The sequence below is a fragment of the Streptomyces sp. CNX435 genome, assembly GCF_059570575.1.
Map to the genome: position 1 here is coordinate 76,340 of NZ_JCANTA010000001.1, position 17,725 is coordinate 94,064.

The following is a 17,725-nucleotide window of genomic DNA, read 5'->3' on the forward strand; positions in this document are numbered from 1 at the left end:
CGATCAGGAGTTATCCACAGGGGTCGCGAAACTCGCGGAGACACGAAACCCTCATGCCATGACATCGCACAACGAAACGCAGGTCGTGCTGCGCAGCCCGGCTGAGCTGGCGGACGCCCTGCCGTACTTGATGGGGTTCCACCCGGACGACAGCGTCGTCCTCGCCGCGCTGCACGGCGAGCGGGGACGGTTCGGCGGCCGGCTGCGACTCGGCATCCCGCCGGACCGCGACGGCTGGCCGGACGTCGCGGCGCAGCTCGCCGAGTGCCTCGTCGAAGGCAGCGCCAAGCGGGGCGACAAGCCGGACGGCATCGTCGTCTTCCTCTGCCAGGACCCCGCGACGGGAGAGCGGCCTCAGGAGGTCATGGAGCGCCTGCGGCCGCTCGCGCAAGGGCTGCGCGTGGCCTGCGGACGGCTGGAGGTGCCGGTCGTGGAGGCGCTGTGCATCTCCGCCGGGCGCTTCTGGTCGTACCTCTGCCCGGACCAGCGCTGCTGTCCCCCCGAGGGGACGGCGCTGGCACCGCCCGGCCGTTCCGCCCTGGCCGCCGCCGCGGCGTACGCGGGCATGCAGCGGCCCAGGTCGCTCCGCGCGCTGGAGGGCAGGCTCACGCCCCGGCACCCGGACGTCGACCGGCAGACGCGGGCGCTCGACGCGGCCGGCGGCGCACTCGTACCCCGAATCCTCGCGCAGGCCGGCCGCGAGACGGTGCGCGAGGACACCGTGCGGCTGGCGGACCGGCTGATCGCCCGCCTCACCGAGGCTCCGCCGCCCGCGGGGGAGGCGGCGGCGGACACCGACGCGCGGGACGACACGCTGCTCACCGACGCCGAGTGCGCAGACCTCATCGTCGGCCTGCAGGACCGGCTCACCCGCGACCGCGCCGCCGAGCGGATGGAGGGCGCGGAGGCCGCCGGGGCGCTGCGGCTCTGGCGGGCGCTGGCCCGCCGCTGCGTCGGGGCGTATGTGGAGCATGCCGCGGCGCCGCTGACGCTCGCCGGATGGGTGGCGTGGTCGAGCGGCGACGAGGCGGCGGCCCGGGTCGCCTTCGGCTGCGCCCTGGAAACCGACCCGGAGTACCTGTTCGCCCGGCTGCTCCACCAGGCGGTCAACGAGGGCCTGGACCCCGAGCCGTTGCGCCGCTCCCTGCGCCGTCAGCGCCAGGCCCGGGAGTCCGCGTCGGCTCCGTCGGCCCCGGAGCAGCCGCCGGCGCCGTCGTCCGCGGCGGCGCCGTCCAGTCCGCCGACGCGACCGTCGTCCCTGCCGCCGGCCCAGCCGCCGTCGACCGGCGGCTCCCGTCGCCCGCCCGGCCGCCGCACGTCGCGCCGCACCGCTCGGCGCCGGGACGTGCGGAGCAGGGAGTAGCGAGGAAGAGGTGGTGGAGCGGCGCGCGGCCGGCGGGTCAGGCGGCGTGACCTGGAGGGGCTTGCGGGCGTTCTCAGGGCGGCGGCCGGCCGCCGCCACGTCCGTCCACGGCTTCCCCGAGAGGACTGCCGCGTGTCTCCCACCTCCCGCTCCCCGCGTCAGCGGCCGCCCGCGCCGAGCCCCGCGCACGACGCCCTCGTCTGCGTCGCCATGCCGGCGTTCGCCGTCTCCGCGCGCCATGGCCAACTCGACGGCCACGGGCTCGAAGGGTTCTACCGGGCGGGGCGCCGGCTGGTCGGACGGCTGCGGCTGCGGGTGGGCGGAGTCGAGCCGCTGCCGGTGCAGGGGCGGCGGGCGGGGGCGGACCGGGTGCGCTTCGTGGGCACCGTGCGCACCGGCACGGAGTCGGGGCCCGACCCGGCCGTGGTGGTGGAGCGGGTGCGGCACGCCGCCGGCATCGAGCGGATCACGCTGCACAGCAGCGCCAGCCGGATGCTCAGGCTGACGCTGGAGGCCGAGCTGGGCACGGACCTGGCCGAGCTGAGCGCGGTCGCCGCCGGTCGCGAGCGTCGCGAAGTCCCGGCCAGCGTCCACGAGTCGGGCCTGCGCTGGCGTCCGCTGCCGGCGGCGGACCCCGACCGGGAGCCCGGCCCGGGTCCCGAGGGGAGCGGGGGAGCGGGAGCGACCGCCGCGGACCCCGAGCGGTGCGGCGCCGCGCAGGGCGGCGGCGCGAGTGGCGGCACGACGCATGGCGGCACGACGCATGGCGGCGCCGCGCGTGGCGCCGCGGCGCGTGGCGTCGGCACGGCCGGCAGCGGTACACGAGCCGGCGGCGGTGGAGGAGGGGGTGGGGGTGGGGCCCCCGGGAACGGGATCGGGAGCGGGGTGCTGGTGACTGCGGAGCCGCCGCCCGACGACGTGATCGCCGCGGCGGGGCTGCTGCGGTGGCGGCTGGAGTTGGCCCCGGGCGCCTCCCGCACGCTGGAGCTGCGGATCGGGACGGACACGGACCAGGCGCGGCCTCGGGAGTTGCCTCCAGCACCGTGGTCCCCGGCCGCCGCGGCGGCGGGCGACGACCCGGCGGTGGCTCCGCTGCTCGGCACCGCTCTCGACGACCTGCGGACCCTGCTGCTCCGCGACCCCGCCGAGCCGGCCGACGTCCACCTTGTCGCCGGGGTGCCGTGGCGCTGCGCGCCGGCCGCCGCCGACGCGCTCTGGGCGGCCCGCATGCTCCTCCCGCTGGGTACGCGCCTGGCCGCCGGCACCCTCCGCGCCGTCGCCCGCACCTGGCCGCCGCCCCCCGGAGCCGGGGCCCCGGACCCCGGCCGGCTGCCCGGCACCCTCCGCGACTCCGGCCCGCACCTGCCCCCGGCCGCCACCGGCGTCGAGGCCACCCTCCTCTTCCCCGCCGTGCTCGCCGAGGCCCGCCGCTGGGGCCTGCCGGAGCGGGACGTCGACGGGCTCCTGCCCGTCGCCGAGCGCTGCCTCGCCTGGCTCCGCACCGCCGTGGACGACCGCGGCTACGTCCCCGACCCGGCCCCCGGCGGTCCGTACCGCTGCGAGACCCAGGCCCACGCCCACCGTGCCGCCCTCCTCGGCGCCGAACTCCTCGACGCCTGCGGCCGCCCCGGCGCCGACGAGTGGCGGCAGTGGGCCGCCGGGTTGCGCGAGCGCTTCCGCGCCGGCTTCTGGACCGAGGACGTCGCCGGCGGCAGACCCGCGGCGGCCCTCGCCGCCGACGGCCGCCCGCTCACCCATCTCGGCAGCGCCGCCGCCCACCTCCTGCCCACCGCCGCGGACACCCTCCTCCGCGGCCCTGCCCGCCCCGGCCCCGCCCGCCCCGGCGCCCGCACCGGCCCTGACGTCAGCCCCGCCACCGCCACCACGGCCACCACCGCCGGCGCTCCGGGCGACGGCCCCGGCCGCCCGGCCACGGCCGCCGCCTCCGCCCCCGGCCTGCTCGACAAGACCCAGGCCGGCCAGCTCGCCCGCCTCCTCTCCAGCCCCGCCCTCGACTCCGGCTGGGGCCTGCGCAGCCTCGGCGCCGCCGAACCCGGTTTCAACCCCTTCGGCCACCGCGCCGGCGCCGTACACGTCCACGAGACCGCCGTCGCCGTCGCCGGCCTCTTCACCGCGGGCTACGACAAGGAGGCCGGCGCCCTGCTCCGCGGACTCCTCGACGCCGCCGGCCACTTCGGCCACCACCTGCCCGAGATGTACGCCGGCGACCAGCGCACCGCGGGCGGCGCCCCGCTCCCGCACCCGGCCGCCTGCCGCCCGTCCGCCGTCGCGGGCGCCGCCGCCGTGCACGTCCTGGCCGCCCTTGCCGGCCTCGCCCCCGACGTCCCCGCGGGCACCGTCTCCGCCCGCCCGCCCGGCACCGCCCCGCTGGGCGCGCTTCAGCTGACCGGCTTACGGCTGGCCGGCGAGCCGTTCGCGGTACGGGTCAGCCGTCTCGGCCTCGCCGTCGTCGAGGAGGCCGCCCCCGGCCTCCGACTCGGCTCCTGAAACGCCGCCCGCGGGCCGTCCGGCCCGTCTCCGCACGAAGTCCTGATTATCGTCAGGCAGACGACTAAGATCCCCGCCATGCCCCCCTACGAGCCGTCCGCCTACCCGCCGTTCGCCGTCACCGTCGACCTGGTCGTGCTCACCGTGCGCCGGCACGCGCTGAGCGCGCTGATCGTCCGCCGCGGCGAGGCCCCGTTCCAGGGCCGGTGGGCGCTGCCGGGCGGCTTCGTACGGGCGGAGGAGGACCTGGCCGAGGCGGCGGCCAGGGAACTCGCGGAGGAGACCGGCCTGCACGCGCACGGCCCGGTGGAGGAAGACACCCCCGCGCACGCCGCGCACCTCGAACAGCTCGCCACGTACGGCGATCCCAAGCGCGACCCCCGCATGCGCGTGGTGAGCGTCGCGCACCTCGTGCTGGCCCCGGACCTCCCCGCGCCCCGCCCCGGCGGCGACGTCGGGGGCGCCCGCTGGGCGCCGGTCGAGACCCTCATCGGGCCCTCCGCCGACGACGAGGCGGAGCACCCGCCGCTGGCCTTCGACCACCGCCGGATCCTGGCCGACGGCGTGGAGCGGGCCCGGTCGAAGATCGAGTACTCGTCGCTGGCCACGGCCTTCTGTCCGCAGGAGTTCACGGTCGGAGAGCTGCGTCGGGTGTACGAGGCGGTGTGGGGCGTCGCCCTCGATCCCCGCAACTTCCACCGCAAGGTGACCGGCACCCCCGGCTTCCTGCTGCCCACCGGCGGCACCACCACCCGCCAGGGCGGCCGTCCCGCCCAGCTCTTCCAGGCGGGCGGCGCGACGATCCTCAATCCGCCGATGCTGCGCCCCGAGGTCTGACCCCCGGCCGCACCCGCACGGCACCGTCTGCGCCGCGCCACCAGAGCCGCCCCGGGCTTCCCGCCCCGGCACCCGGCAGCACGGCCATACGCCCGTACGTCCACACATCCGCGACGCAGCACCGCGTCCGGGCGTGAAATCCCGGCCCCGGCGCACCCCCTGCGCAATCATCCCTATATGTCGGATATCAACCGATTTCGGGAGGCGTCGTGATCCAGGCCATCGGACTCACGAGCAGGCCCCGCAGCGGCCGTCCGCCGACCGTGCGCGACCTCACGTTCGAGGCGCTGGCGGGCACCGTCACCGCGCTGCTCGGCGAGCCGGGCGCGGGCAAGACCGCCGCGCTGCGCCTCATGCTCCAGTTGGACGGCGGCCGGGGCGTCACGCTCTACGACGGCCGCCCGCTGAGCCGGCTCACCGCCCCCGCCCGCGAGGTCGGCGCCGTGCTGGGCGACGTCTCCGGCCACCCCGCCCGCACCGTCCTCGGCCACCTGCGCATGCTCGCCGCCGCCGTCGGCGTTCCCGCGGCCCGCGCCGACGCCCTGCTCACGCACGTCGGTCTCGACGCGCTCGCCGACGACCGGCTCGACGCCCTCTCGCTCAGCATGGACCGCCGCCTCGGCCTCGCCACCGCGCTCCTCGGCCAGCCGCACTCCCTGCTGCTCGACGACCCCGTACGTGATCTGCCCCGCCGCGAGGCGGCGTTCTACTACGGGCTGCTGCGCGAACTGGCCGCCGCCGGCGTCTGCGTCGTGCTCGCCACCGCCCAGCCCCGGGTCGCCGCCCGCTTCGCCGACCGGGTGCTGACGCTGCGAGCCGGCCGGCTCGTCGCCGACGAGGAGGCCGACGACTTCGCCCGGCTGCGGCTGCGCCCCTGCGTCATCATCAGAACGCCGCAGGCCGAGCGGTTCGCCAGCTATCTGACGCGGCAGGCCAGCACGCCGGATCGGCGCATCGAGGTGGTCCGCCGGGACGGCGGCGCCCTCGCCGTCTACGGGACCGACAGCGCGGCCGTCGGTGAACTGGCGTACCGCAACGGCATTCTGCTGCATCAACTCACCTCCTCTTCCCACGAGTCCGTCCTCGCCGGCGCCCCGGGAGCCGATGCCCGGGCCGCCGGCACCACCCCCACCGCAACCGCCACGGCCACCCTAGAGCCCGGCACTGACACCGCCCCCGACCCCGACACCGCCCCCGATCCCGGCCTCGGCCTCCATGCCACCCCCGACACGGGCACCGCCACCGACACCGCGGACCGCGCCGACCACACCCCCGCCCCCCGCGCCGCCCCCGACGCCGCCCCTCGCGCCGCTCCCCTCGCCGGCCCGCTCAGCCGCCGCTGGCTCCCCGGCCCCGCCCACCCCCTGCGCTACGAACTGCGCCGCACCGCCTCCGGCTCCCGGCTGCCCCGCGTCGCCGCCATCGGCACCCTCGCCGCCTCCGTCGCCGGCGCCGCCCTCTTCGCGCACGCCGCCGGCGGCTCCGCCGTCTCCGACGCCCCTGCCGTCCGCATGCTCACCGGCTGGGCGCCGGTCCTCCCGCTGCCGCCCGCCGCGATCGGCGCCGGGCTGCTCGGCGCGCACGCCTTCGGCCAGGAGTTCAGCTTCCCCTCGCTCACCCCCGCGGTCGGCGCCGTGCCGCGCCGCCTCGGCCTGCTCTTCGCCAAGCTCGCCGTGAGCACGGCCGTGGCGCTGCTGCTCTTCGCCGCCGTCCTGCTCGCGGACGCCACGGCGCTGCTCGTGCTCTTCGGCGACGTCGTGGACATGCCCGCGGACGGCGGCCTGCAACTGCTGAGCTGGGCGGGGGTGACGGTGGGCTGCGCGTGGACGGGGGTACTGGCCGCCGGGCTGTTCACGTCGGCGTCGCTGGGGCTGGCCGCCGTGCTCACCGTGCCCGTCGGCGTCGCGCCCGGCGTGCACGCGCTGGCCGACACCGACGCCGTACGCCGCCTCGGGGAACTCCCACCGCAGCTCATGCGCCTGCTGCACATCCCGTGGCCCGGCGGCGGACCGCACCTCGGCGGCGTGCTCAGCGTGCCCGCCCAACCCTTCGGGCACGCACTGGTGTTGTCCCTGGGCGCCCTCCTCTGCGCGTACGTCCTCACCGCGGGCCGGGCCCGCTCCCTGGGGCGCGCGCTGCAGCGGAGCGGGTGTCCGAATCTCGTACGGAAGGTTTTTAACTCCCCCGGTGATTAGCCGGTTTCCCACCGGTTTGATGCACTACCGGCGTCAAGGGAAGGGCGCTGGGCGATCACCCTTTCGTGTGCTTTTCACCAAAGCCCTCAAGGTGGCCGGGAGGTCCGCCGACAAAGGTTTCGTGAGTACCCTTGCGCAGACCATGATGACGGCCCGATCCTCCGAGTCCGGCTTCGCCGGCCACGGGGATCTCGACCGCTACCCGTACGCGGACGGCCACGCGGCCCCCGCTCCCGCCGCCGTCCCCCCGGCCGCCGCCCCCGGTCCCGCCGCGCCGGCCGCTCCCGCGCCGACCGCGTGGGACACCGGGGAGCCGGAGATCGGCCGCGTCGGCCGCCGCGCGGCGACCAGCCGGGGCCGTGGGCTCCACGGCCAACTCGTCCAGCAGCTCGGCCAGATGATCGTCTCCGGCGATCTGGGCGCCGACCGTCCGCTCGTGCCCGAGGAGATCGGGCAGCGCTTCGAGGTCTCGCGCACGGTGGTGCGCGAGTCCCTGCGGGTGCTGGAGGCCAAGGGCCTCGTCAGCGCCCGCCCCAACGTCGGCACCCGGGTCCGCCCGGTCAGCGACTGGAACCTCCTCGACCCGGACATCATCGAGTGGCGGGCCTTCGGCCCGCAGCGCGAGGACCAGCGCCGCGAGCTGTGCGAGCTGCGCTGGACGATCGAGCCGCTGGCCGCCCGGCTCGCGGCCGGGCACGGCCGCGCCCCCGTCCAGCAGCGGCTGACGGACATGGCCGAGATCATGAGCCACTCGCTGGTGCAGGGCGACACGGTCACGTTCGCCCGCGCCGACGCCGAGTTCCACGGGCTGGTCCTGCAGGCCGCGGGGAACCGGATGCTGGAGCACCTGGCCGGCGTGGTCACCGCGGCGCTGCAGGTCTCCGGCGGTCCCGCCGGCGGCTGCGACCGCCCGAGCGAGGCGGCCGTCGCCCACCACGTGCACATCGTGGAGGCGCTCGGCAGCGGCGACGGCGCCGCCGCCGAGTCGGCCATGCGGCAGCTGCTCGCCGTGCACGCCGAGATCGGTGCGGGCGACCGCGTCGTGCCGGCGCCGCGCGAGCACTGACTGCGGGGCACGGGCGCGCGGCACCACCGGCCGCGCGCCCCCGTCGGTACGGGCACCGACACCGCCGCCGGCCCCGACGGGGGACGGCGGCGCCGTGCTCCGGCCGGACCCGGCCGGACGAAGAACCCGGTCGGACGACGGGCACGCCCGGCCCGTACGCACCCCCGGCCCCCCGGCACGTACGCACCCCCGGACCCCCCCGGCACGTACGCACCCCGGCCCCCCGGCGCACAACGGTCAGCAATCGGGCGCACGACACCCACCGCACGGGCGCCCACGCGCCCCTGAGGCGCCCGGATGGGCGGGCGCCCGCCCGGTTGCCTTCGTGCAGCCGGGCCGGTGGCGGTAGATTGTGACCTGGGCCACGTGGATTGGGCGTAACGCTGTGCGGGAAGGCGCGATGACCTAAGAGGTGGTGGCGCACGTATCGCGGTTCCGCCCCAACGCCGGTGGTCCATCCCCGCCGCCGGTCGTTCCCATCGTTTCGAGAGGTTGTTCGTGTCGGCCAGCACATCCCGTACGCTCCCGCCGGAGATCGCCGAAGCTGAGTCCGTGATGGCACTCATCGAGCGGGGGAAGGCCGAAGGGCAGATCGCCGGTGATGACGTGCGTCGTGCCTTCGAGGTTGACCAGATTCCGCCCACCCAGTGGAAGAGCGTCCTGCGCAGCCTCAATCAGGTCCTCGAAGAGGAGGGTGTGACACTGATGGTAAGCGCCGCCGAGGCGCCCAAGCGCACCCGCAAGAGCGTGCCGGCGAAGACCCCGGCGAAACGGACCGCCACCAAGGCGGTCGCCAAGCAAGCCGTCCCCGCCAAGACCGCGACGAAGAAGCCGACGGCCACGGTCGCGGCGCACGCGGTCCAGGAGGCCCCCATGGACGATCCGGTGCCCGCGGGCCTGGGCGACCCGGCGGACGAGCCGGAGAAGAAGGCCGCCGCCAAGAAGACCACCGCCAAGAAGGCGGCCGCCAAGAAGACCGCGGCGAAGAAGGCCCCGGCCAAGAAGGCCGCCGGCAAGAAGGCCGGGGCGAAGGACGGCGAGTCCGGCCCCGAGGGCCGGGAGGACGGCTCCCTGGGGAAGGAGGAGCCGCCCGCCGCCGAGGCCGAGGCGGAGGGCTTCGTGCTCTCCGACGAGGACGAGGACGACGCCCCCGCCCAGCAGGTCGCCGCCGCCGGCGCCACCGCCGACCCGGTCAAGGACTACCTGAAGCAGATCGGCAAGGTCCCCCTGCTCAACGCCGAGCAGGAGGTGGAGCTCGCCAAGCGCATCGAGGCCGGCCTCTTCGCCGAGGACAAGCTGGCCGCCGCGGACAAGCTGGCGCCCAAGCTCCGCCGCGAGCTGGAGATCATCGCCGAGGACGGCCGCCGCGCCAAGAACCACCTGCTGGAGGCCAACCTCCGCCTGGTGGTCTCGCTCGCCAAGCGCTACACGGGCCGCGGCATGCTCTTCCTGGACCTCATCCAGGAGGGCAACCTGGGCCTGATCCGCGCCGTCGAGAAGTTCGACTACACCAAGGGCTACAAGTTCTCCACGTACGCCACCTGGTGGATCCGGCAGGCGATCACCCGCGCGATGGCCGACCAGGCCCGCACCATCCGCATCCCGGTGCACATGGTCGAGGTCATCAACAAGCTCGCCCGTGTGCAGCGCCAGATGCTCCAGGACCTGGGCCGCGAGCCCACGCCGGAGGAGCTGGCCAAGGAGCTGGACATGACCCCGGAGAAGGTCATCGAGGTCCAGAAGTACGGCCGTGAGCCGATCTCCCTGCACACTCCGCTGGGCGAGGACGGCGACAGCGAGTTCGGCGACCTCATCGAGGACTCCGAGGCGGTCGTCCCCGCCGACGCGGTCAGCTTCACCCTGCTGCAGGAGCAGCTGCACTCCGTCCTCGACACCCTCTCCGAGCGCGAGGCGGGCGTGGTCTCCATGCGCTTCGGGCTCACCGACGGGCAGCCCAAGACCCTCGACGAGATCGGCAAGGTCTACGGCGTCACTCGTGAGCGCATTCGCCAGATCGAGTCCAAGACCATGTCGAAGCTGCGGCACCCGTCGCGCTCGCAGGTGCTGCGCGACTATCTGGACTGAGGCGGACCGCCTTCGGCGCCCCTGACCTGCTACGCCGCGGGTCGGGGGCGTTTTCTTCGGCGCCGCGCGCCGTCGGCCGCCGCCGCCGCGATACGCGCGGAAGACGGTACGTATCCGTGAACTCTCCGGGAATTGACGCCACTTGCCGGGCGTGACAATCTCGGATCCTCAGGGAGGATATGACTCATGAGTAGTGCCATGCCGTGGCACGCGGACCATCCTGTGCTGACTGCCTTACGTCGTCGCCGGGAAAAGGGACATACGCACGACAAGCCCGTGGACGACCTCAAGATCGGGCTGGCCGTCGAGGGGGGCGGCATCCGGGGCGTGGTCTCGGCCGCCATGCTCTGCGCCCTGGAGGATTGCGGACTCAATCAAGCGTTCGACACCATATATTCCGCGTCTTCCGGTGCCATCAACAGCGCGTACTTCCTCAACGGCGAGACCTGGTATCCGCTTTCGATCTACTACGACGACCTCGCCACCCGGACGTTCGTCGACTTCCGGCGCGCGCTGCGCGGCCGCATCATGGACCTGGACTACGCGTTCGAGGTCGTCGACAACGTCAAGCCCCTGGGGTACGAGAAGGTCATCGCCTCCCCGACCAGGCTCCACGTCGCCGTCACCCTCGTCGACGAGATCCGCACCGCCGCCGTCAACGACTTCACGTCGCGCGCGGACCTGCGCTCCGCCCTCGTCGCCAGCGCCTGGCTCCCGGTCGCGCTGCGCGGTACGGCCGACTTCCGCGGCTCCCGGGCGGTCGACGGCGGCGTCCTCACTCCGCACCCGTACAAGCTGGCGCTGGAGGACGGCTGCACGCACGTGCTGTCTCTGAGCACCCGCCCCATCCAGTCGCCGTCGCAGAAGCTCTCGGTTTCGCAGCGCTGGGCGATCCGTCATCTCGACCGCATCCGCGCCGGCCTCGGCCGGGGCTACGGCGAGGCGATCGTCCGCTACCGGGACGAGCGCGTCACGCTGCAGCGGCGGATGACGGAGCCGGGCGACGCCCCGTACGTGCTCGACCTCGCGCCCATGTCGTGGATGCCGCAGGTCAAGCGGCATGAGCTGGATTCCGGCCGGATCCTCAGCGGCGCCCGCGGCGGGTACGAGGTGATGTTCTGTGCCGTCGAGGGCAAAGACCCCGAGCTGATAAAGAACGGCCGTATTCGTGCCGTACCCCAACTGACCATCGTGACGAAGGACGATGCCAACAACCGGCAGCGCGCGTAATCTCCGCGCGATCATCCGAGCCTTATGTCCGGTTTCGTCCGCACCGGGCGGCGCCGGGGCGGCGACCCGGGAAGAGAACGAGTTATGCGCGTGGCGCCGGGAGGACTGGAGCAGGGTCCTTTTCGGCCTGCCGTTCGAGGCGCACAGCTTTAGCGGCGAGTTCGAGCAGTCGTGGGAAACGGTCATCGAACAGGTGGCCCGCTGGCGTACGGAATTCGCCTCGCGACCGGAGCCGTTTCGCAGCGAGTTCCGTGCGGTCAACGGATATCTCGGGCTACTCCTCCTCACCCTGGCGTCGCTGGCTCACTCCTACCAGCGCCGCTACGACCAGGGTGAGCGGACGCCGCACGACTGCGCGGCCCTGTGCGCACCGGCGGTGGCGGACCCGGCCGTGCGGGAGGCGATACGCACGCTGTACGCGCCCGACACCCCCCTACCCGACGTGGAGGGCAGCGCGGACGAGGACGCCGTGACCCTCGACGCCTGGCGCGACGTCGACATCGAGACGCTGCACTTCCACCGCCACGGCACGACGTCGTTCATCCTCACCGGCCTCCCGCTGCGCCGGGCGCACGGCCGGCGTATCCCGTTCGCGCTCAAGTGCATCGTCTTCCCGTACCTGCGGGTGCCGACCATCGTCCGGGCCACCCGCGACTACCGCGCTGCTTACGGCGACGTCCGCGCGGGGGAGGATGCGGCGACCGAGGCGCTGCCGATGGCGCGCGCCTGGGCGAGCAGCGGGCGGTGGATCCTGATGGACTTCGTGCCGGGCGAGACGCTGGCGGAGTACCTGAGCCACCAGCCGGACAGCCCGCGTATCCGGCTCGATCTGCTACGCGACCTCGGGCCCCGGCTGCTCGGGGTGCTGGACGAGCTCGACCGGTGCGGCCTGCGGCACGGCGACCTCTCCCCGTCCAACGTCATCCTCAGCGGCTCCGGTTCCGGTTCCGGCTCCGGTTCCGGCTCCGGCTCCGGGCCGGGCAGCGGTACGGGTGCCGGGGGCCGCCGCTTCGTCCTCATCGACCTCGGGGTCAACTACCTGTACTCCCACGCGGTACCCGGCTCCGGCGGCCCGGACGCGGCGTTCGTCGCGCCCGAGGTGCGCAGCGAGACCATGGTGGTCGACCCCCGGCAGGCCGACCTGTACTCCGTCGGGCAACTCCTCATCGCCATCGGCGGCGGGCACCGGGAGACGGCCGGAGCCGGCGCCGTGACCGTACCCGACGCCTTCTACGCCGAGACGCCGCTCCTGGCCCGCTTCATCGAAGACCTCACCGACCGCGTCCCGGAGAACCGGCTGCTGCTGTTCCGGCCCACGCCGGGGGAGCGGCTCTACCCGCAGTTGCTGCACTTCTACGAAGAGGAGCTGGCGGCCGTCGAGGCGACCCGCGCGCAGAGCGCCGGCACCCGCTTCGTCCGCCTGTACACGCCGCTCGCCGGGGCACCGCGGCAGCAGCTCCAGATGTGGCGGATCCGGCGCACCCAGTCGCTCTACAGCGACCCGCACCGCGGTATGCACGTGCGCTGGCTGCTGTTCTTCTCCTGGTTGTCGGCCGCGGCCTGGTACGTCGCGGCCAGCATCGTCATCACGTACTGGCTGCGCGACCTCAACTGGAGCTGGGGCAACAACTACATCACCCTGCTGCAGCGCACCAACAGCGCGGGCGAGGAGGAGCTTCCGCTGCTCGACGCGCTGCGGCTGGACGGCTACACCATCCCCGACCACTCCGCCAACGCACCCGTGCGCATGGTCGCCATGAGCTTCCTGCTGGCCGGTGCCCGGTACTACCAGAACCTCTTCGCAGGCCTCACCCCGCTCGTCGCCGGCCGGCAGCAGGGGAGGCTGAGCCGGCGGGCCGTGCTGGCGGAGGTCGCGATGCGGCTGTTCACCCTCGTCCCAGCCGTCCTGGTGTTGTCGGCCACGCTGTTCCACCGCGACTGGTGGCCCATCTGCACCGCGATCGGCATCCTCTCCACCGCGTTGTGCAACGCCGCCTGCCTCGCCTTCGCCCGCGCGTCCATCGCCGAGGCCCGCGGCAGGCAACTGGGCACGGTGCCGCAGGGCCGGATCGCCGGCCTCGACGCGCTCTACAGTTGGACGCTGACGGCCGGCTTCTACGCCGTCGCCTGCTGGGGCATCGGGCTGTCGATCTACGTGGACACCGCGAAGGACGTCCCCATCTACGCCGGCTCCGTGGCCGCCATCAACGTCGTGATCTTCTACTTCGCCCGGTGCAGCGGCAGCCCTGCCGACGAGGTACGCACCATCCTGACCCGCGCCTGTCTCGCCTCCGAACGGCTGCGCCACCTGACGGCGGCGACGGCGACCCAGGCACCCGGGGCACCCGCGGCGCCGGCGACGCCGTGACCGCGGGGCATTCCCCAGCCGCGGGTAGTTCGGATGCCACGCCGCGCCCGGACCCGTGTCGCCGCAGGTCAAGCGCTGCGCCCCGGGTCCCGCGGCCGGTGCGACCGAGGTGCGGGCCGCGCCCTGCTGACTGAGGCTGAGTGGAACGACCACTCGAAGTCTCACGTCGTCAGGGAGACCCCATGCGCCTGCGTCCACACTCGATAGCCGCCGCCGTCGCCGTGCTGCTGCCCTCAGCCCTGCTCGGGCAGGCGTCGCCGGCGGCGGCGGACGGAGTGGTGGTCGGGGGGCGTCCGGTACGGATCGACGACAGCCCCTGGACCGTCGCGCTGACCAGCCGGAAGCTCTTCGGCGACGAGCGGTCGGGGCAGTTCTGCGCGGGCGTGCTGGTGTCTCCCGAGGTCGTGCTGACGGCCGCGCACTGCCTGGCCGAGAAGACGCTCGGCGTGCCCTGGAGGAAGGTCGGCGACCTGGCCGTCGTGGCCGGCCGCGGGGACCTCGGGAGCACCGCCGGGCGGGAGCTGGCCATCGAGCGGGTGTGGTTGCACCCCGACTACGACGGCAGGACCAACGCCGGCGACCTCGCCGTGCTGCGCCTGGCGCGCCCGGCGAAGGCCGGGCGCTTCCTGGAGCTGGCGGCGAAGCCGGACGACCCGGCGTACGAGCCGGGTTCGCCGGCCCGGGTCTACGGCTGGGGGGACACCGAGGGCGACGCCAGCTACCCCACGGCGCTGCACGCCGCGGACGTCGAGGTGCTGCCGGACGCCGCCTGCGAGCGGGCGTACCCGGGCAGCTCCGACGGACGCTACGTCGCCGCGTCCATGGTCTGCGCGGGGCTGATGCGCGGCGGCCGGGATGCCTGCCAGGGCGACAGCGGCGGCCCGCTGGTCGTACGGGGACGGCTGGTGGGCCTGGTCTCGTGGGGGCAGGGCTGCGGGCAGAAGGGCCGTCCGGGGGTCTACACGCGCATCTCCGCGGTCGTGGAGACCGTCAGGGAGCACCTGCCCGCCAAGGCGCCCTGAAGCCGTGGAGGCGCCGCCCACGGCCGCCCCGCACATCGACGCCGGCCACGGCCCGGTCGGCCGCCCCCGTAAACCGACGAGGCGGCCACCCCCACCGGGGTGACCGCCCATGTCCGGCCCGGGGCCGGACGAGGCTCGTCGGGCTGACGTCGAGACGTCAGCGTTCGTCGGCGGGCGCCGACGCCGGAGCGGCCTGCAGCCGCTCCGTCTCGTCCTGTATCTCGGCAGCGATCTTCTTGAGCTCCGGCTCGAACTTACGGCCGTGGTGCGCGCAGAAGAGCAGGTCGCCGCCGCTCGTCAGGACAACGCGCAGGTAAGCCTGGGCTCCGCAGCGGTCGCACCGGTCGGCGGCCGTCAGCGGGCTTGCGGGAGTCAGAACAGTAGTCACGTCGCCTCTTCTCTAGCTCGACGAGCTGTCGTACCAGGGTCAACATCCAACCAGGCCGAAAACGTTCCCGCTCGTGGGTCGGAATCGGGAAAGCCTCCGTCACCAGGGCCGATGTCGCCAGGTGGCGGCGGATGAGCCGTAGTGCTTGTCGTGCTTGTGCTGTATTGAGCGCCTTTGGTCCTCGTTGGCCTCCCCGGCCGGGTCGCCGGTTGTTCAGGAGGACGTGCCCGGAGCCTAAATGGTTCATGCGTGTAAGGGAACGTGATAAACGAATCACCCCTCCGAGGGATCGAACATGTACTCGAAACGGGACTAGTATCGACTCACATGCGGGTGGCTGCGTACCGGCTCTATAGAGCCTCGGTACCCTCTGACCGGCAGATGAGGCCCGCCACCGCCACCCGGGCCCGAATTCAGCGAGGAGCGAACTGAGTGACCGCCGACACGTCCGTGCCGTCCGTGCTGGCCGCCGCCGAGCGCGACGGTTCCAACTACACCGCGCGGCACCTGCTCGTTCTGGAGGGACTCGAGGCCGTCCGCAAGCGGCCCGGCATGTACATCGGCTCCACCGACAGCCGCGGGCTCATGCACTGTCTGTGGGAGATCATCGACAACTCGGTCGACGAGGCTCTCGGCGGATACTGCCGGAACATCGAGGTCCTGCTCGCCGCCGACGGCTCCGTGCAGGTCGGTGACGACGGCCGCGGCATCCCCGTCGACGTCGAGCCGAAGACCGGCCTGTCCGGCGTCGAGGTCGTCATGACCAAGCTGCACGCCGGCGGCAAGTTCGGCGGCGGCGCGTACGCGGCCTCCGGCGGCCTGCACGGCGTCGGTGCCTCCGTGGTCAACGCGTTGTCCGCCCGGCTCGACGTCGAGGTCGACCTCTCCAGCAGGACGCACGCGATGAGCTTCCGCCGCGGCGTCCCCGGGCGGTTCTCGGGCCAGGGCCCCGGCGCCGCCTTCGAGCCGGCCAGCGGCATGGTCAAGGGCAAGAAGATCCCCAAGACCAGGACCGGCACCCGCGTCCGCTTCTGGCCGGACCGGCAGATCTTCCTCAAGGACGCCGAGCTGTCCCTCGACGACCTGCACGCGCGTGCCCGGCAGACCGCCTTCCTCGTCCCCGGCCTCACCCTCGTCGTGCGCGACGAGCGCTCCGCCGACAAGGGCGAGCACACCGCGGAGACCTTCCGCTACGACGGCGGGATCAGCGAGTTCTGCGAGTTCCTGGCCTCCGACCGCCCCGTCTGCGACGTGCTGCGGCTGTCGGGACAGGGCACGTTCAAGGAGACCGTCCCGGTGCTCGACGACCGCGGGCACATGACGCCCACCGAGGTCACCCGCGACCTCGGCGTCGACATCGCGCTGCGCTGGGGCACCGGGTACGACACCACGATCCGCTCCTTCGTCAACATCATCGCCACCCCCAAGGGCGGCACCCACGTCACCGGCTTCGAGCGCTCCCTGACCCGCACGGTCAACGACGCCCTGCGCGGCCTGAAGCTGCTGCGCGTCGCCGAGGACGACATCGTCAAGGACGACGCGCTGGAGGGCCTGACCGCGGTGGTCACGGTCCGGCTCGCCGAGCCGCAGTTCGAGGGCCAGACCAAGGAGGTGCTCGGCACCTCGGCGGCGTCCAGGATCGTCTCCCAGGTCGTCGCCAAGGAGCTGAAGGCGTTCCTGACCTCCACCAAGCGGGACGCCAAGCAGCAGGCGCGCGCGGTGCTGGAGAAGGCCGTGGCCGCCGCCCGTACCCGGATCGCCGCCCGGCAGCACAAGGAGGCGCAGCGCCGCAAGACCGCGCTGGAGTCCTCATCGCTGCCCGCCAAGCTCGCGGACTGCCGCAGCGACGACGTGGAGCGCTCCGAACTGTTCATCGTCGAGGGCGACTCCGCGCTGGGCACGGCCAAGCTCGCGCGCAACTCCGAGTTCCAGGCGCTGCTGCCGATCCGCGGCAAGATCCTCAACGTCCAGAAGGCGTCGGTCGCGGACATGCTCAAGAACGCCGAGTGCAGCGCGATCATCCAGGTGATAGGGGCCGGCTCCGGGCGGACGTTCGACATCGACCAGGCGCGCTACGGCAAGGTGATCTTCCTCGCCGACGCCGACGTCGACGGCGCGCACATCCGCACCCTGCTGCTCACCCTCTTCCAGCGCTACATGCGCCCGATGGTCGAGGAGGGCCGGGTCTTCTCCGCGGTGCCCCCGCTGCACCGCATCGAGCTGGTCCAGCCCAAGAAGGGCCAGGACAAGTACATCTACACCTACTCGGACAGCGAGCTGCGCGAGACCCTGCTCGACCTGCAGCGCAAGGGCACGCGCTTCAAGGACTCCATCCAGCGCTACAAGGGCCTGGGCGAGATGGACGCCGACCAGCTCGCCGAGACCACGATGGACCCGCGGTACCGCACGCTGCGGCGGATCAACATCAGCGACCTGGAGGCCGCCGAGCAGGTGTTCAACCTGCTGATGGGCAACGAGGTCGCCCCCCGCAAGGAGTTCATCACCAACTCGGCGGCCACCCTGGACCGTTCGCGGATCGACACCTGAGGCGCGGCCGGGCCAGGTGCACGGCCCTCGGAGCGGAAGTGCGTCGGGTCGGCGATGGGGTCCCGCGGCACCGCCGCCTCCGGCAGGCCCGGCTCCTCACCCTGGTACAGGCAGGC

11 protein-coding genes are annotated in these 17,725 nt (G+C 73.8%); 10 read left to right on the forward strand and 1 reads right to left on the reverse strand.

The genetic code is table 11. The annotated features are described in order from the left end of the window. Positions 1-58 precede the first annotated feature (58 nt). From T328_RS00290 to T328_RS00330, 9 genes are all read left to right on the forward strand, one after another. The gene (locus T328_RS00290) at positions 59-1,363 is read left to right on the forward strand and encodes a DUF4192 domain-containing protein (protein WP_496493727.1); all 1,305 of its coding nucleotides are present in this window, start codon (positions 59-61) and stop codon (positions 1,361-1,363) included. A gap of 210 nt (positions 1,364-1,573) precedes the next feature. Then, positions 1,574-3,871, forward strand: coding sequence for an amylo-alpha-1,6-glucosidase (locus tag T328_RS00295; RefSeq protein WP_496494281.1), 2,298 nt, complete (start codon positions 1,574-1,576; stop codon positions 3,869-3,871). Positions 3,872-3,949: 78 nt separating this feature from the next. After that, a complete protein-coding gene (locus tag T328_RS00300) occupies positions 3,950-4,708 on the forward strand; it encodes an NUDIX hydrolase (RefSeq protein WP_496493728.1) in 759 nt (252 codons plus the stop codon). 209 nt (positions 4,709-4,917) lie between these two features. After that, positions 4,918-6,903 (forward strand): ATP-binding cassette domain-containing protein, encoded by a 1,986-nt coding sequence (locus tag T328_RS00305; protein WP_496493729.1) that lies wholly within the window; start codon positions 4,918-4,920, stop codon positions 6,901-6,903. A gap of 67 nt (positions 6,904-6,970) precedes the next feature. Further along, positions 6,971-7,969 (forward strand): FadR/GntR family transcriptional regulator, encoded by a 999-nt coding sequence (locus T328_RS00310; RefSeq protein ID WP_496493730.1) that lies wholly within the window; start codon positions 6,971-6,973, stop codon positions 7,967-7,969. A gap of 498 nt (positions 7,970-8,467) precedes the next feature. Further along, entirely contained in the window at positions 8,468-10,054 is a 1,587-nt protein-coding gene (locus T328_RS00315; RefSeq protein WP_496493731.1) for an RNA polymerase sigma factor, read from the forward strand. A gap of 276 nt (positions 10,055-10,330) precedes the next feature. Beyond that, complete coding sequence (locus T328_RS00320; RefSeq protein WP_496493732.1) at positions 10,331-11,284, forward strand: patatin-like phospholipase family protein; 954 nt, start codon at positions 10,331-10,333, stop codon at positions 11,282-11,284. Next, a complete protein-coding gene (locus tag T328_RS00325) occupies positions 11,259-13,652 on the forward strand; it encodes a protein kinase family protein (RefSeq protein WP_496493733.1) in 2,394 nt (797 codons plus the stop codon). Before T328_RS00320 ends, T328_RS00325 begins: the two co-directional genes overlap by 26 nt. Positions 13,653-13,834: 182 nt before the next feature. Beyond that, the gene (locus tag T328_RS00330; RefSeq protein WP_496493734.1) at positions 13,835-14,674 is read left to right on the forward strand and encodes a S1 family peptidase; all 840 of its coding nucleotides are present in this window, start codon (positions 13,835-13,837) and stop codon (positions 14,672-14,674) included. Between the two features lie 157 nt (positions 14,675-14,831). Here T328_RS00330 and T328_RS00335 read toward each other — a convergent pair whose 3' ends face one another. Next, positions 14,832-15,062, reverse strand: a complete 231-nt coding sequence (locus T328_RS00335; RefSeq protein WP_496493735.1) for a DUF7455 domain-containing protein — start codon at positions 15,060-15,062, stop codon at positions 14,832-14,834. Between the two features lie 432 nt (positions 15,063-15,494). On the opposite strand from T328_RS00335, the gene T328_RS00340 reads away from it, so the two are divergent. Next, positions 15,495-17,609: a DNA gyrase/topoisomerase IV subunit B gene (locus tag T328_RS00340; RefSeq protein ID WP_496493736.1), complete on the forward strand. Its 2,115-nt coding sequence runs from the start codon at positions 15,495-15,497 to the stop codon at positions 17,607-17,609. Positions 17,610-17,725 lie beyond the last annotated feature (116 nt).

Coding starts and splice junctions, on each gene's coding strand:
- T328_RS00300 (WP_496493728.1), top strand. CDS start 3,950: ATGCCCCCCTACGAGCCGTCCGCCTACCCGCCGTTCGCCGTCACCGTC.
- T328_RS00325 (WP_496493733.1), top strand. CDS start 11,259: ATGCCAACAACCGGCAGCGCGCGTAATCTCCGCGCGATCATCCGAGCC.
- T328_RS00295 (WP_496494281.1), top strand. CDS start 1,574: ATGCCGGCGTTCGCCGTCTCCGCGCGCCATGGCCAACTCGACGGCCAC.
- T328_RS00330 (WP_496493734.1), top strand. CDS start 13,835: ATGCGCCTGCGTCCACACTCGATAGCCGCCGCCGTCGCCGTGCTGCTG.
- T328_RS00290 (WP_496493727.1), top strand. CDS start 59: ATGACATCGCACAACGAAACGCAGGTCGTGCTGCGCAGCCCGGCTGAG.